We start from the raw sequence: 14,303 nt of genomic DNA, 5'->3' as shown, positions 1-14,303 counted from the left end.
ACAGCGAGGGAGACGACGGTGGCGCAGGGTGCCAGGCGGACGACCGGGCAGGTCGTCGCGGTGGTGGTGCTCGCCGTCGCGGTGGCCGCCTTCCTCTCCGTGGCGGCCGTCCGGCACGGCTTCTTCGACCTGAAGGTCTACTACGGCGCGCTGACCTTCTGGGTCCACGACCACGGTGAGATCTACGACTACCTCAAGCCCGGCACCCAGTACGGCTTCACCTACCCCCCGTTCGCCGCGCTGGTGATGCTGCCGATGGCGTACCTGCCGTGGCCGGTGGCGATCACCGTCAGCGTGGCCGCCACGGTGGTGGTCAGTGCGGTGCTGGTCTGGTGGCTGCTCGACCCGGTGGCCCGGCGGGCCGGGTGGACCCGCTGGTTCGTCCTGGTGGTGGCGCTCCTGCTGGCCGCCGCGTTCGAGCCGATGCGCGAGACGGTCAACTTCGGCCAGGTAAACATGCTGCTGCTCTTCCTGGTGGCGGTGGACCTGCTGCGGTTGCTGCCGGCCGGCAACAGGTGGGCCGGGGTCGGCATCGGGGTGGCCACCGCGATCAAGCTGACCCCGGGCGTCTTCATCGTCTACCTGCTGATCACCAGGCGGTTCCGGGCCGCCGGCACCGCCGTCGCCGCCTCGGCCGTCGCCACGTTGTTCGCCGCCGGCCTCTTCCCCGACGCCGCCCGGGAGTTCTGGACCTCGGCGCTGTGGAACACCGACCGGGTGGGCGAGCTGGCTTTCGTGTCCAACCAGTCGCTGCGCGGGGTGGTGGCCCGGCTCGACCCGGAGCATCCGAGCACCCTGGCCTGGCTGGCGCTGGTGCTTGTCATCCTGGCCGTCTGGGGCTGGCGCTGCCGGGCCGCCGCCGCGGTCGGTGACGAGGCCACCGGGCTGGCGTTGACCGGCGCGCTGATGTGCCTGGTCAGCCCGGTCACCTGGGTTCACCACCTGGTCTGGTTGATCCCGGCGCTGATCCTGCTGGTCGACAACGCCGTCGCCGCGCCCGGCGGCAGCCTGCGCCGGCGCGCGCTGCTGGTCCTCGCGGTGGTCGGCTACGCGCTGCTGTGCAGCCGGATCGTCTGGGCCTGGGAGAAGGACTTCACCGGGATCACCGGCTTCCTGGGCAGCAACACCTACGTCTGGATCAGCCTCGCGCTTCTGCTGCTGCTACCGGTCCGTACCTGGGCCACCCCGGCCGGCGGCCGGGCTGGCGGTCCGGGGGGACCTGCCGACCCGGGCGGATCGGCAGGACCGGCCGGACCCGGCGGCTCGGGCCGGACCGCCGGTGGTCCGGGGCGACCTGTCAACCAGCCTCAGGGAGTGGCCGGGTCAGCCGGGTAGCCGGCCGGTGTAACGCAGTTCGTCGAGGTGGACCGGGGGACCGCCGCCGGCCATCGGCACCGGCCAGCGGGACCGGTGACCGTCGGCTGACAGGCCGGCCCGCTCGTAGAACCGGCGGGCGCGCACGTTGTCGGCCAACACCCAGAGCCGGTACTCCCGCCAGCCACCCGCCACCAACCCGTCCCGGGCGGCGGCGAACAGGGCAGGTGCGGTGCCGTCGCCCCAGTGCGCCCGCTCCACGTAGATCGCCAGCAGTTCGCCGCACGTCGGGTCCAGGTCGCCCCGGTCCTGGTCGTTGCGGTACGGGCCGAAGGTGGTGAACCCGGCCGGCACCCCGTCGACCTCGGCGAGCAGGGTGGTGAACGGGTGCTCCGGGTCGGCGGTGCGCAGGTCCCGTCGGCGCTGCGCCCAGGCCACCGGGTTGAGCCGGGTCAGCACCTCGACCGGCATGAAACCGGCGTACCCGGCCTGCCAGCCGTGGATGTGCACCCGGGCGATCGCCTCGGCGTCGTCCGGCTCTTCGCGGCGGATGGTGAGCATGTGTCCGTTCTATGCCTTGACGGGCGGTCGGTCCAGCATCCGCTCCGGTGTCGTACCACTGGTCTAGGGTCGTCGGCGATGGTCGCACCGGAACCGCTCTCGCTCGCCCAGGCCCGGCGGATGGCGCTCGCCGCCCAGGGCTTCGCCGACCCGGCGCCCGCCGGGGTGCCCACCCGCCGGCACCTGCGCCGGGTGCTCGACCGGGTCGGGCTGATCCAGATGGATTCGGTAAACGTGCTGCAACGGGCGCACTACCTGCCGCTCTACAGCCGGCTCGGGCCCTACCCGACGAGCCTGCTCGACACCGCCGCCTACCGCCGCCCCCGGGAGCTGTTCGAATACTGGGGGCACGAGGCGTCCCTGGTGCCGGTGGGGCGGCACGCGGCGCTGCGCTGGCGGATGGCCAAGGCCCGCGACGACGCCTGGGGCGGGATGCGGCGGATCGCCCAGGAGCAGCCCGAACTGGTCGCCTGGGTCCGCGACGAGGTGGCCGCGCGCGGGCCGCTGACCGCCGCCGAGATCGAGCACGACGCCCCCCGGGAGACCGGCAACTGGGGGTGGAACTGGTCGGCGGTGAAACGCGCGCTGGAGTTCCTGTTCTGGGCCGGTGAGGTCACCGCCGCCGACCGTACCCCCTCCTTCGCCCGCCGTTACGACCTGCCCGAGCGGGTGCTGCCGGCGGCAGTGCTCGACGCGCCCACGCCGACCGACGCCGAGGCGTACCGCACCCTGGTCGCGGTGGCGGCCCGGTCGCTCGGGGTGGCCGCCGAGCCGGAGCTGCGGGACTATTTCCGGCTTCCGCTGGCCGGTGCCCGGCAGGCGGTCGCCGAGCTGGTCGAGGCCGGTGAGCTGGTGCCGGTGACGGTGCAGGGCTGGCGGCAGCCGGCCTGGCGGCACGTCGACGCCCGGCTGCCCCGCTGGGTCCGGGGCAACACCCTGGTCAGCCCGTTCGACCCGCTGGTCTGGGAACGGGCCCGCACCGAGCGGCTGTTCGGCTTCGGCTACCGGATCGAGATCTACGTGCCGGCCGCGCAGCGGGTGCACGGCTACTACGTGTTGCCGTTCCTCCAGGGGGAGCGCTTCACCGCCCGGGTCGACCTCAAGGCCGACCGCAAGGCCGGGGTGCTGCTGGTGCCGGCGGCCTGGCAGGAGCCCGGCGTCGACCCGGGGGAGACCGCTGTCGCGCTCGCCGCCGAGCTGCGCCGGCTCGCCGGCTGGCTCGGCCTGGGCGCGGTCGCCCCACCGGCCACCGGTGATCTGGCGGCCCCGTTGACCGCCGCGCTGCGGAGCCTCACCGGTGTACCGTGAGGCCGTGACGAGCGTTGACGGGCCGAGCCGACCGACCGGGCCGAGCAGTCCGGAGCAGGGCAGTCCGGAGCAGGGTGTCGACACGGTGCCGCCGGGGTCCTGGTCGGCCGGGCCGCCGGTGGTGTGGCAGCAGCCCGAGCCGGACCGCCTCACCCGCTTCGTGGTCCGGCTCTACGACCGTTCGCCACGCTGGGCGGTGCCGCTTGCCGCGCTCGGCTGCGTCGGTGCCGGAATGGCGTACGCGCTGGTCAGCGACCCGACCACGAGCGACCCGGACGCCGCACCGAGCTGTCTGCTCAAGCTGACCACCGGGCTGGACTGTCCGGGCTGCGGGGGCACCCGCGCGCTGTGGTACCTGCTGCACGCCGACCTGCCGGCCGCCGCCCGGCACCACTTCCTCTTCGTCTTCGCGGTGCCCTTCCTGGCCTATCTCTTCGTCGCCTGGGCCGGCCGGCAGGCGTTCGGTTGGCGGCTGCCCGAGCTGCGGCTCAGCTCCCCGGTGATCGGCGGGTTCCTCGCCGTCTGGCTCGCCTTCTCGGTGCTGCGCAACCTGCCCTGGGCCCCGTTCACCGCCCTCTACGTCTGACCGGCCACAGCACCCGGCGGGCCGGTTGGAGCGACCCGGCGGGGTCGGGTGGGAGACATTGGCCACCCGCCGCCCGTCGGGAGCCGGGACTGTCCATGATCTCGCTGGTCAGGGCGGTGGCCCGGGTTTCCCCGCGGCCCGCCGGGCCACTAGAGTCGCAGGAATGCCGGAAATGGTGCAGCCCCAGGTGCAGCTGATCGCGTGGACGCAGTTCCAGGCCCCGAGTGACGTGCCGTGGTCGACCGATGCCGACGGCGGTCAGGCGCTCGCCGAGTTCGCCGGCCGGGCCTGCTACCAGAGCTGGAAGAAGCCGAACCCGGCGACCGCCACCAACGCCGGCTACCTGGCGCACATCCTGGAGGTCGGGCACCTGTCGGTGCTGGAGCACGGCACGGTGACCTTCTACTTCACCGGGGTGTCCCGCTCGTTCACCCACGAGCTGATCCGGCACCGGCACTTCTCCTACTCCCAGCTCTCCCAGCGGTACGTCCCGGAGCGGGACGCGGCGATGGTCGAGCCGGCGGTGATCGCCGACGACCCGGAGCTGCACAAGCGGTTCGTCGAGGCCGCCGAGGCGAGCGTCCAGGCGTACACCGAGCTGCTGGAGGGGCTGGAGCAGCGGTTCGCCGACGAGCCCAACCCGACGCTGCGCCGCAAGCAGGCCCGGCAGGCGGCCCGGGCGGTGCTGCCCAACGCCACCGAGACCCGGATCGTGGTCACCGGCAACTACCGCGCCTGGCGGCACTTCGTCGGGATGCGGGCCACCGAGGACGCCGACGTGGAGATCCGTGAGCTGGCCGTGGAGTGCTTGCGGCAGCTCCAGCGGGTGGCCCCGAACGTGTTCGCCGACTTCGTCGTCTCGACCCTGCCCGACGGCTCCGAGGTGGCGACCAGCCCGCACGCACAGCTGTCCTGAGCCCTTCCCCACCGGACGTCCGGTGCTCGTCCGCTAGGTTGTGAGCATGACGCACGACCACCCTGCCGTCCCCGACCGGGGCGTGTCCCGCCCATTCGGGCGACTGCTCACCGCGCTGGCGACCCCGTTCACCGCCGACGGATCCCTCGATCTCGACGGTGCGGCGCGGCTGGCGACATACCTCGTCGACGAGCAGGGCAACGACGCGCTGGTGGTCAACGGCACCACAGGCGAGTCGCCGACCACCACGGACGCGGAGAAGGAATCCCTGCTCCGGGTGGTGGTGGAGGCGATCGGCGACCGGGCTCAGGTGGTGGCCGGGGTCGGCACCAACGACACCCGGCACACCATCGAGCTGGCCGCCGCGGCGGAGAAGGCCGGCGTGCACGGCCTGCTGGTGGTGACGCCGTACTACAACAAGCCGCCGCAGCGCGGCCTGGAGCGGCACTTCACCGCGGTCGCCGACGGCACCGGCCTGCCGATCATGCTCTACGACGTGCCGCACCGCGCCGCGTTGGCGATCGAGACCGAGACGCTGGTGCGGCTCGCCGCGCACGAGCGGATCGTCGCGGTCAAGGACGCCAAGGGTGACCTGACCGCCACCAGTTGGGTGACCAGCCGCACCGACCTCGCCTTCTACAGCGGCGAGGACTCGCTCACCCTGCCCACCCTTGCGGTCGGCGGGGTCGGGCTGGTCGGCACCTCGACCCACTTCACCGGGGCGCTCGCCAAGCGGATGATCGAGGCGTACGACGCGGGGGACAGCGGTGCGGCGCTGACCCTGCACCGGCGGCTGCTGCCGCTGTTCACCGGGATCTTCCGCAGCCCGGGGACCATCCTGGTGAAGGCGGGCCTGAACGCGATGGGCCTGCCCGCCGGGCCGGTGCGTCCACCGTTGGTGGACGCCACCGACGACGAACTGGCCCTGCTGCGCGCCGACTGCGCGGCGGCGGGCCTGGACCTGCCCGAATGATCGAACGACACGACGGACGCCGGGTTACGGCGTCGCAGAATGAGGTGGACGCGTGACCGAGGCGCAATTCGAGGGTGAACTGCCCCCGCCACTGCCCGAGGGCGGCCTGCGGATCATCCCGCTCGGCGGACTCGGTGCCATCGGCCGGAACATGACCGTCTTCGAGTACGGCGGCAAGCTGCTGATCGTCGACTGCGGGGTGCTCTTCCCCGACGTCGAGCAGCCCGGCGTGGACCTGATCCTGCCCGACTTCGGGCCGATCCTGGACCGGCTGGCCGACGTGCAGGCGATCGTGCTGACCCACGGCCACGAGGACCACATCGGCGCGGTGCCGTATCTGCTCGCCCACAAGCCGGACATCCCCCTGGTCGGCTCACAGTTCACCCTCGCCCTGGTCGAGGCGAAGCTGGCCGAGCGGCGGATCCAGCCCTACACGCTGACCGTGCGGGAGGGCGGCCGGGAGCGGCTGGGCCCGTTCGAGTGCGAGTTCTTCGCGGTCAACCACTCGATCCCGGACGCGCTCGCGGTGGCCATCCGTACCCCGGCCGGGCTGGTGCTGCACACCGGCGACTTCAAGATGGACCAGCTCCCGCTGGACGGCCGGATCACCGACCTGGCCGGCTTCGCCCGGCTCGGCGCCGAAGGTGTCGACCTGCTCCTGTCGGACTCCACCAACGCCGAGATCCCCGGCTTCGTCACCCCCGAGCGGGAGATCGGGCCGGTGCTCGACTCGATCTTCGCGAAGGCGAAGGGGCGGATCATCGTCGCCTCGTTCGCCTCGCACGTGCACCGGGTGCAGCAGGTCTTCGACTCGGCGCTGGAGCACGGCCGCAAGGTGGCGTTGATCGGCCGGTCGATGGTCCGCAACATGGGCATCGCCCGAGACCTCGGCCTGCTCAACATCCCGGCCGGTCTGGTGATCGGGATCGAGGAGGCCACCACCCTGCCGCCCGACCAGATCGTGCTGATGTCGACCGGTTCGCAGGGCGAGCCGATGAGCGCGCTGGGCCGGATGGCCAGCGGCGACCACCGGCACATCACCATCGCCCCCGGTGACACCGTCGTGCTCGCCTCGTCGCTGGTCCCCGGCAACGAGACCTCGGTCTACCGGGTGATCAACAGGTTGGCCCGGGCCGGCGCGGTGGTGGTGCACAAGGACGTGGCCAAGGTGCACGTCTCCGGGCACGCCCCCGCCGGTGAACTGCTCTACCTGCTCAATGTCGTCCGGCCGAGCAACCTGATGCCGGTGCACGGCGAGTGGCGGCACCTGCGGGCGCACGCCCGGCTCGGCATCGAGTCCGGCGTCGCCCCGGACCGGGTGGTGATCTGCGAGGACGGCGACGTCGTCGACCTGGTGGAGGGCCGGGCCAGCGTGGTCGGGCACGTCAAGAGCCGGTACGTCTACGTCGACGGCCTGGCCGTGGGCGACGTCAGCGAGTCGCTGCTCACCGAGCGGCGGATCCTCGGCGACGGCGGCTTCATCGCCACCACCGTGGTGGTCGACTCGGTCACCGGCAAGGTGGTCGCCGGCCCGACCCTGTCGGCGAAGGGCTTCTCCGAGGACCCGGCCGCGTTCAACCCGGTGATCCCGCTGGTCACCGAGGCGCTGAACCGGGCCGCCGCGGACGGCATCACCGACCCCCACCAGCTCCAGCAGATCGTCAGGCGCACCGTGGGGCGCTGGGTGAACGACGCGTACCGCCGCCGTCCGATGATCGTCCCGACCGTCGTCGAGGTCTGATCGGGCCCTCCCACAGGCAGTTCCGGGCCGGCCACCGTCGTCACGACGGTGGCCGGCCCGTTTCTCGGGCCCGACTGGCGGGCCGCTCAGCGGTGGCGCAGGGTGGCCCCGATCAGGGGACGGGTGACCGGGGGGACACGTTCCGTCGATAAGTGGAGAACTCCTCAACCGATCGGTGGCCGTCTCCGTACCTCCGTCCGGCGGGCGTACCTCGCGTCGGCCGGGAGGAGCATGGCGGATGGACCGCAGACGGATGACAGCGATCGGCGTCGTGCTGGCGGCAGCGGGACTGACGGCGGCGGTGACCCTGCCGTCGTTCGCCGGCGAGCAGAGCGCGCCGAAGGCCGGTGGGACCGACGCCGGGGCGACCGGCGGGGTGGCCCCCGAGGTGGTGGACGCGCTCAGCCGCGACCTGCGGATCAGCCGGGACCAGGCGGTCCGGCGGCTGACCGCCGAGCAGCAGGCCACCGGGAGGCTGGCCCGGCTGCGGGCCACGCTCGGCAACGACTACGGCGGCGCCTGGCTCAGCGGCGACGGGTCCACCCTCAACGTCGCGGTCGCCGACCCCGCCCAGGCGGACCGGGTCCGGGCCGCCGGTGCGGTGCCCAAGACTGTCGACCGCGCGGTCGGCGAGTTGGACGCGGTGAAGAGCCGGCTCGACTCGGTGGGACGGCAGGCGTCCCCGGCCATCGCCGGCTGGTATGTCGACGTCGCCACCAACTCGGTGGTGGTGCTCGCCCAGCCGGGCGCCGAGGGGCGGGCCCGCCGGTGGGCGGCGAGCAGCGGTGCCCCGGCCGGGGCGGTGCGGATCACCACCTCCCGGGAGCAGCCGCGTCCGCTGTTCGACCTGGTCGGCGGAGACCCGTTCTTCATCAACGACGTGGGACGCTGCTCGATCGGTTTCTCCGTGGTCGGCGGGTTCGTCACCGCCGGGCACTGTGGTCGGGCCGGCGACCGGACCACCGGCTTCAACCAGGCCGAGCAGGGCGTCTTCGCGGCGTCGTCGTTCCCCGGCGACGACTGGGCGTTCGTGCGGACCAACGACCAGTGGGCCCCCCAGGGGGTGGTGAGCGACTTCAACGGTGGCGTGGTGCCGGTCAACGGCTCCACCGAGGTGCTGGCCGGCGCGTCGATCTGCCGCTCCGGCTCCACCACCGGTGCCCGCTGCGGTGTCGTCCAGGCCAGGAACACCACAGTGAACTATCCGGAGGGGACGGTCACCGGGCTGACCCGTACCGACGTCTGCGCCGAACCGGGCGACTCCGGCGGCTCGTGGATCTCCGGCGACCAGGCGCAGGGCGTCACCTCCGGCGGTTCCGGCGACTGCACCGTCGGCGGCATCACCTTCTTCCAGCCGGTCAACGAGATCCTCGAACGCAACGACCTGACCCTGGTAACCGCCGACGGCGGCCAGCAGGAGACCCGGCGCAGCCGACGGTAACCATCCCGTCGCCGGCGCACACCGGTACCGCGGCCCCCGACCCCACCGCCCGGTGGTCGGGGGCCGCTCCGCGTCCCGACCCCGTCGGTCCCGCGCCGGCCGGCTCAGGGCGGGCCGGCTCAGGTATGGCGGCTCAGGGCGGGCCGGCTCAGGGCAGGGCGGCGACCGCCCCGGCGTACGCGACGCCGGTGGTCACCGCCGCGTCGACCAGGATGCCGAGCTGTGTCGGGGCCACCCCGTGGGCCAGGTCGGTGGTGACCTCGCCGGCCAGCACCAGCTCACCACCGGGCAACTCGTGCACGTACGCCTTGGGCAGCAGCCGGTCGTGGTTCCAGGCGTTGCAGAACTCGTACGCCTCGGCGAGCCGTCCCGCCGGCAGCCGCCGGGCCGCCACCACCCGGGCGTGCAGGATCTCCCCGTGCCGGCCCCGCAGCCGGAACTGGATCACCGCCTCGTCCCAGCGGCCGACCACCACCCCACCGGCGTCCACCGCATACAGGTCGCCCCGGGTGTCCAGCACTGCGGTGAGCTGCGCCAGGCTCAGCGGGGCCGACTCCTCGGCCGAGGGCAGGAAGGGTTCGTCGTCCGGTTCGTCGACGCTCTCCTGCGCCGGCAGCGGCACCGGGTCGCCGGTCGGCCGCTCGGCCAGCCAGGCGGCGATCCGGCCGGCGTGGTGCCCGGTGCCGTTGCGCGCGTCGAAGCTGCCCGCCAGCCGGGTGGCCTGCGTCATCAGGTCGGTGCCGAGGGCCGCCACGTCCAGCTCGGCGGCGGGCCGGTCGGCGTGGCCGGGGCGGCGCACCCGGCGACCGTCCCGCCCGGACTCGACGGCCAACGCGCAGACCAGCGCCCCGGCGGCGGCGAACTCCATCGCCGACAGGTCGTCGTACGGGTGGTCCAGCCGGGGCAGCTGCTCGGCGAGGATGTCCAGCGCCCGGTCCGGGTGCCCGGCCAACGCGCAGAACCGCAACTGCGCGGCCAGGTACGGCAACGCCCGCCGCTCCCGCCGGTGCCGCCGGTACGCCCGCAGGTGCGCCACCCCGGCCTGCTCGGCCGCCCCGGTACGCAGCCACGGCAGCAGCCCCACCGCGAGGGCCCGTTCCGGCTGGTCGGTGCAGTCGATCAGGGCGTCGAGCGCGGGTCGCAGGGCGTCCAGCGCGGCCCGGTCGTCCCCCCAACCGGCAAGCAGTTCGGCCCGGCGTACCGCCAGACAGCCGGGGCAGCCGGCCTCCGGATCCTCGTCGGCGACCGTCCAGCGGGCGTACCACTGCCGGGCGGTGGGCTCGTCACCCAGGTGGTCGGCGAGCCGGCAGCGGAGCTGGGCGACCACTGCGGCGTCCTCGCCGACCCGGCGGGCCAGCGCGTCGAGCAGCGCGTGGGTCTGGTCGAGCCCGATCCGGGGGGTGCCGATCGCGGCGTCCACCGAGTGCCGCAGGTGCCGCCGCAGCAGCTCCGCGTCGCCGGGACGGGCGTCGAGCAGGCCGGGGGACCTGTCGACAGCGGCCAGCAGACGGCGTACCGGCTCGACGATCCGCCACCGCCCACCGTGCCGCAGGTACGCCGCCACCAGCGCGAACCTGGCGTCCAGGGCGGAGTGCGGGTCGCCGAGCGCGTCGGCGCGGGCGGCGATCCGGTCGAGTTCGGCCAGCCGGGCCTCCCCGTCGGGCAGGTCCGCGGCGTCGGCGAGCGCAGCCGCCAGGCCGGGATCACGATGGGCGGCCGGCCCACCCGGGCGGAACCCGGCGGTCATCCGGGCGTCCCGCCGGGCAGCATGCCGACGGCGGCGGCGAGCTGGCAGCCGTTGGTGATGCCACAGTCGAGCAACTGGTCGAGCTGGTGCGGGGTGACCCCGCGCTCCAGGTCGGCGATCACCTCACCGCAGACCCGGGCCCGTCCGTCGTCGTCGACGTGTACGAACGCCTTGGGCCAGAACCGGTCGCGGTTCCACGAGTTGCAGAAGGCGTAGAGCGCCGGCACGTGTTCGATGCCGAAGGTCGGTGCCGCGAGGGTGCGGACCTGGAGCAGCTCGCCGAGGGTGCCCTGGCGCAGGAACCAGATCAGGCTGTCGTCCCAGCGGCCGACGAGGTCACCGTCGTCGTCGGTGACCACCGCGTACCCCCGATTGCCCAGCACGGCGGCGACCAGCTCGGTGGTCAGCGGGCGCAGAGCCTGCGGGTGACCCGCCAGGGGGTCCGGACGGTCCGCGAAAGCAGGCGACGCCATCGGGCATCCCTTCTGAGGCGAATAACACGTCTGCGGGCGTGGTCCGTGCTGCGACGCGCGGACACGACCCGGAAAAGCGGCGATCTGCCGGGTCACGCCGTTACGGTGACTCTATGGCGGGCCGTACCTCTCAGGCGAGCCGGCGACGCGGCGCGTCGCCGCGCGGTACCACGAACAGTCGTGCCCGTCAGCCGGCGAAGAAGACCACCCGGGCGGCGCCCCGGCGACGGCCGGCGACCCGGCCCGCTCCTGCGGCGTACGTCGGTCGCGCGGTCGGCGCACTGTGGATGGGGCTGGCGCACGGGGTCGGCTGGGGGTTCCGGGCCGCCGGTCGGCAGGCCGCCTCCGCCCGGGACCTGGACCCGGAGCACCGCCGCGACGGTGCCGGGCTGCTGCTGTTCGGCCTGGCCATCCTCAGCGCGGTGGGCATCTGGTTCTCCGGCGCCGGCCCGCTCGGCGCGCGCCTCGCCGACACCGTACGGCTCTTCCTGGGCGCGATCGCGGTCGTGGTGCCGGTGCTGCTGATGATCGGCGCCTGGCGGTTGATGCGTACCCCGGGCGACCCGGAGCACCGGGGAAGGGGCCTGGTCGGCTGGGGTTCCATGCTGGTCGCCACGGCGGCGATGCTGCACATCGGGCAGAACCCGGTCGACCCGGTGCAGCGCGACTACGCCGGTGGCCTGGTCGGCGCGGGGATCGGCGACCTGCTGGAGCGGGCGGTGACCGCCTGGGTGGCCATGCCGCTGCTGATCCTGCTGCTCGTCTTCGGGCTGCTGGTGGTGACCGCCACCCCGATCAACAAGATCCCGGAGCGGCTCGGCCTGCTCGCCGGCACGCTCGTCGCCCCGCCCGACGCCCGGGAGGAGCCGGACGCGGAGTCGACTGAGGTCGCTCCGAAGCCGGCCCGCCGCCGGCCCGCCCGCAAGGCCGCGCCCCCGCCGCCCGACCCGGACGACTTCGACGACGTCGGCCCGGAGGTCGACCTCCAGGAGACCATCGTGCTGCCCCGCCGGCCGGCGAGCCGGGTGCCGGCCAGCCGCAAGCCGGCGGAGCCGCCGGAGCACTCCGCGCCGCCCACCCGGGCCGAGCAGCTCGCGCTGACCGGGCTGGCCGGCGACTACGTCCTGCCGCCGGCGAACATGCTCACCGGCGGCGCGGCCCCGAAGACCCGCAGCAAGGCCAACGACGAGGTGATCGCCGCGCTGACCGGCGTCTTCGACCAGTTCGGGGTGGACGCGGAGGTCACCGGCTTCACCCGGGGCCCGACCGTCACCCGCTACGAGGTCGAGCTGGGGCACGGGGTCAAGGTCGAGCGGATCACCCAGCTCTCCCGCAACATCGCGTACGCGGTGAAGTCGCCGGACGTGCGGATCCTCAGCCCCATCCCGGGCAAGAGCGCGGTCGGGGTGGAGATCCCCAACACCGACCCGGAGAACGTCGCCCTCGGTGACGTGCTGCGCTCCCGGGCCGCCACCAGCGACCACCACCCGATGGTGGTGGCCCTCGGCAAGGACATCGAGGGCGGCTTCGTGGTGGCCAATCTCGCGAAGATGCCTCACATTCTCATCGCGGGGGCCACCGGCGCCGGGAAATCGAGCTGCCTCAATACGCTGCTGGTGTCGATCCTGACCCGGGCCACGCCGGACGAGGTGCGGCTGCTGCTGATCGACCCCAAGCGGGTCGAGATGACCGGGTATGAGGGCATCCCGCACCTGGTCACCCCGATCGTGACCAACCCCAAGAAGGCGGCCGACTCGCTGGAGTGGGTCGTTCGCGAGATGGACATGCGCTACGACGACCTCGCCGCCAACGGGGTCCGGCACGTCGACGACTTCAACCGCAAGGTGCGCAACGGCGAGATCAAGGCCCCGCCGGGCAGCGAGCGGGAGATGCGGCCGTACCCGTACCTGCTGGTGATCGTGGACGAGCTGGCGGACCTGATGATGGTCGCCCCGCGCGACGTGGAGGACTCGGTCGTCCGGATCACCCAGCTGGCCCGCGCCGCCGGCATCCACCTGGTGCTGGCCACCCAGCGGCCGAGCGTCGACGTGGTGACCGGCCTGATCAAGGCGAACGTGCCGTCCCGGCTGGCGTTCGCCACCTCGTCGCTTGCCGACTCCCGGGTCATCCTCGACCAGCCGGGCGCGGAGAAGTTGCTCGGCCGGGGCGACGGGCTGTTCCTGCCGATGGGCGCGTCGAAGCCGGTCCGCATCCAGGGCGCCTGGGTGACCGAGCGCGAGATCGCCGACGTGGTGAAGTTCTGCAAGGACCAGCGGGAGCCGGAGTTCCGCACCGACGTGCTGGCCCCGGCGCAGGACAGCAAGAAGAAGATCGACGAGGACATCGGCGACGACCTGAACCTGCTGGTGCAGGCGGTCGAGTTGGTGGTCACCTCGCAGTTCGGCTCGACCTCGATGCTCCAGCGCAAGCTGCGGGTCGGCTTCGCCAAGGCGGGCCGGCTGATGGACCTGATGGAGACCAGGGGGGTGGTCGGCCCGTCCGAGGGTTCCAAGGCCCGTGACGTGCTGGTCAAGCCGGACGAACTGGAAGAGGTGCTGGACGGCCTGCGCGGCGACGTCGACTGAGCCGGGGCGGGTGCCGGGGCCACCACATGAGCACCGGGCCGGCGGCGCACCGACCGGATCGGGCGCGGCCCGGGAGGACCGGTCGGCGTGGGCCGTGCTGCGGCACGCGCAGACGCTCGGCCCTGACCCGTCGACCGGTCCCTAGCAGCCGGCCCGGCAGCTCACCGGGAGGCCGGGCACGGCACCGGCTCAGTGGAAGAGTTTGAGGCCGACCACGCCGGCCACCACCAGCACCAGGCTGAGCAGCCGGGGCAGGCTCGCCGACTCGCCCAGCGCGACCATGCCCACCACTGCGGTGCCGACCGCCCCGATGCCGACCCAGACCGCGTAGCCGGTGCCGACGGGGATGTCGCGCAGCGCGTACGCCAGGCCGGCCATGCTGGCGATCAGGGTGACCGCGAATACGGCCGAGGGCAGCGGCCGGGTGAATCCGGCGCTGCGTTCGAGGGAGACCGCCCACGCGGTCTCCAGGAGTCCGGAGAGCACCAGCACGATCCAGGCCATCGGGCATCACCTCGGGGGTGCGGGTCCCGGGCCGGGCCGGCCGGGGACGAGTCGGGTAGGCACGGGGCGTCTTGGCCTGACCGGGTACGCCCACGACTCGTCCGGGGTGGCTGCGGGCTCGGCAGGAACCGCAACCCTGCGGGGTCGGCAGGAG

The 14,303-nt window shown here is 73.4% G+C and carries 12 protein-coding genes and 1 riboswitch; of the genes, 8 read left to right on the top strand and 4 right to left on the bottom strand.

Features of this window, described 5'->3' with window-relative positions; all coding sequences use genetic code 11:
* Window positions 1–18: 18 nt before the first annotated feature.
* Window positions 19–1,335 (top strand): glycosyltransferase 87 family protein, encoded by a 1,317-nt coding sequence (locus AC0AIB_RS13315; RefSeq protein WP_328338941.1) that lies wholly within the window; start codon window positions 19–21, stop codon window positions 1,333–1,335.
* On the opposite strand, the gene AC0AIB_RS13310 is transcribed toward AC0AIB_RS13315, so the two are convergent.
* A complete protein-coding gene (locus AC0AIB_RS13310) occupies window positions 1,324–1,875 on the bottom strand; it encodes a GNAT family N-acetyltransferase (protein ID WP_328338939.1) in 552 nt (183 codons plus the stop codon). The two genes, AC0AIB_RS13315 and AC0AIB_RS13310, sit on opposite strands and share 12 nt — an antisense overlap.
* Window positions 1,876–1,953: 78 nt before the next feature.
* Between AC0AIB_RS13310 and AC0AIB_RS13305 the strand changes: the two genes are divergently transcribed.
* The 6 genes from AC0AIB_RS13305 to AC0AIB_RS13280 all read left to right on the top strand — a co-directional run bounded on the left by AC0AIB_RS13305 (window position 1,954) and on the right by AC0AIB_RS13280 (window position 8,840).
* Window positions 1,954–3,183, top strand: coding sequence for a winged helix-turn-helix domain-containing protein (locus AC0AIB_RS13305; RefSeq protein ID WP_465096757.1), 1,230 nt, complete (start codon window positions 1,954–1,956; stop codon window positions 3,181–3,183).
* A gap of 4 nt (window positions 3,184–3,187) precedes the next feature.
* On the top strand, window positions 3,188–3,769 hold the full coding sequence (locus tag AC0AIB_RS13300) for a DUF2752 domain-containing protein (protein ID WP_465096756.1): 582 nt from the start codon (window positions 3,188–3,190) through the stop codon (window positions 3,767–3,769).
* A gap of 172 nt (window positions 3,770–3,941) precedes the next feature.
* Window positions 3,942–4,685: an FAD-dependent thymidylate synthase gene (thyX, locus tag AC0AIB_RS13295; protein WP_328348886.1), complete on the top strand. Its 744-nt coding sequence runs from the start codon at window positions 3,942–3,944 to the stop codon at window positions 4,683–4,685.
* Between the two features lie 46 nt (window positions 4,686–4,731).
* The gene (gene dapA, locus AC0AIB_RS13290) at window positions 4,732–5,658 is read left to right on the top strand and encodes a 4-hydroxy-tetrahydrodipicolinate synthase (RefSeq protein ID WP_328338935.1); all 927 of its coding nucleotides are present in this window, start codon (window positions 4,732–4,734) and stop codon (window positions 5,656–5,658) included.
* 52 nt (window positions 5,659–5,710) lie between these two features.
* Window positions 5,711–7,399: a ribonuclease J gene (locus tag AC0AIB_RS13285; RefSeq protein WP_328338933.1), complete on the top strand. Its 1,689-nt coding sequence runs from the start codon at window positions 5,711–5,713 to the stop codon at window positions 7,397–7,399.
* A 238-nt stretch (window positions 7,400–7,637) separates the two neighbouring features.
* Window positions 7,638–8,840: a S1 family peptidase gene (locus tag AC0AIB_RS13280; protein ID WP_465096755.1), complete on the top strand. Its 1,203-nt coding sequence runs from the start codon at window positions 7,638–7,640 to the stop codon at window positions 8,838–8,840.
* 148 nt (window positions 8,841–8,988) lie between these two features.
* On the opposite strand, the gene AC0AIB_RS13275 is transcribed toward AC0AIB_RS13280, so the two are convergent.
* Window positions 8,989–10,587: a YbjN domain-containing protein gene (locus AC0AIB_RS13275; RefSeq protein ID WP_465096754.1), complete on the bottom strand. Its 1,599-nt coding sequence runs from the start codon at window positions 10,585–10,587 to the stop codon at window positions 8,989–8,991.
* The gene (locus tag AC0AIB_RS13270) at window positions 10,584–11,060 is read right to left on the bottom strand and encodes a type III secretion system chaperone family protein (protein WP_328338929.1); all 477 of its coding nucleotides are present in this window, start codon (window positions 11,058–11,060) and stop codon (window positions 10,584–10,586) included. Before AC0AIB_RS13270 ends, AC0AIB_RS13275 begins: the two co-directional genes overlap by 4 nt.
* Window positions 11,061–11,173: 113 nt before the next feature.
* On the opposite strand from AC0AIB_RS13270, the gene AC0AIB_RS13265 reads away from it, so the two are divergent.
* A complete protein-coding gene (locus AC0AIB_RS13265) occupies window positions 11,174–13,645 on the top strand; it encodes an FtsK/SpoIIIE family DNA translocase (protein WP_328338928.1) in 2,472 nt (823 codons plus the stop codon).
* Window positions 13,646–13,834: 189 nt separating this feature from the next.
* Here AC0AIB_RS13265 and sugE read toward each other — a convergent pair whose 3' ends face one another.
* Window positions 13,835–14,149 (bottom strand): quaternary ammonium compound efflux SMR transporter SugE, encoded by a 315-nt coding sequence (sugE, locus tag AC0AIB_RS13260; protein WP_328338927.1) that lies wholly within the window; start codon window positions 14,147–14,149, stop codon window positions 13,835–13,837.
* Between the two features lie 60 nt (window positions 14,150–14,209).
* Window positions 14,210–14,279: riboswitch (guanidine-III (ykkC-III) riboswitch) on the bottom strand.
* Window positions 14,280–14,303: the final 24 nt, after the last annotated feature.

The sequence above is a fragment of the Micromonospora sp. DSM 43699 genome, from assembly GCF_055517075.1.
This window is presented reverse-complemented; position numbering and strand designations above follow the sequence as displayed.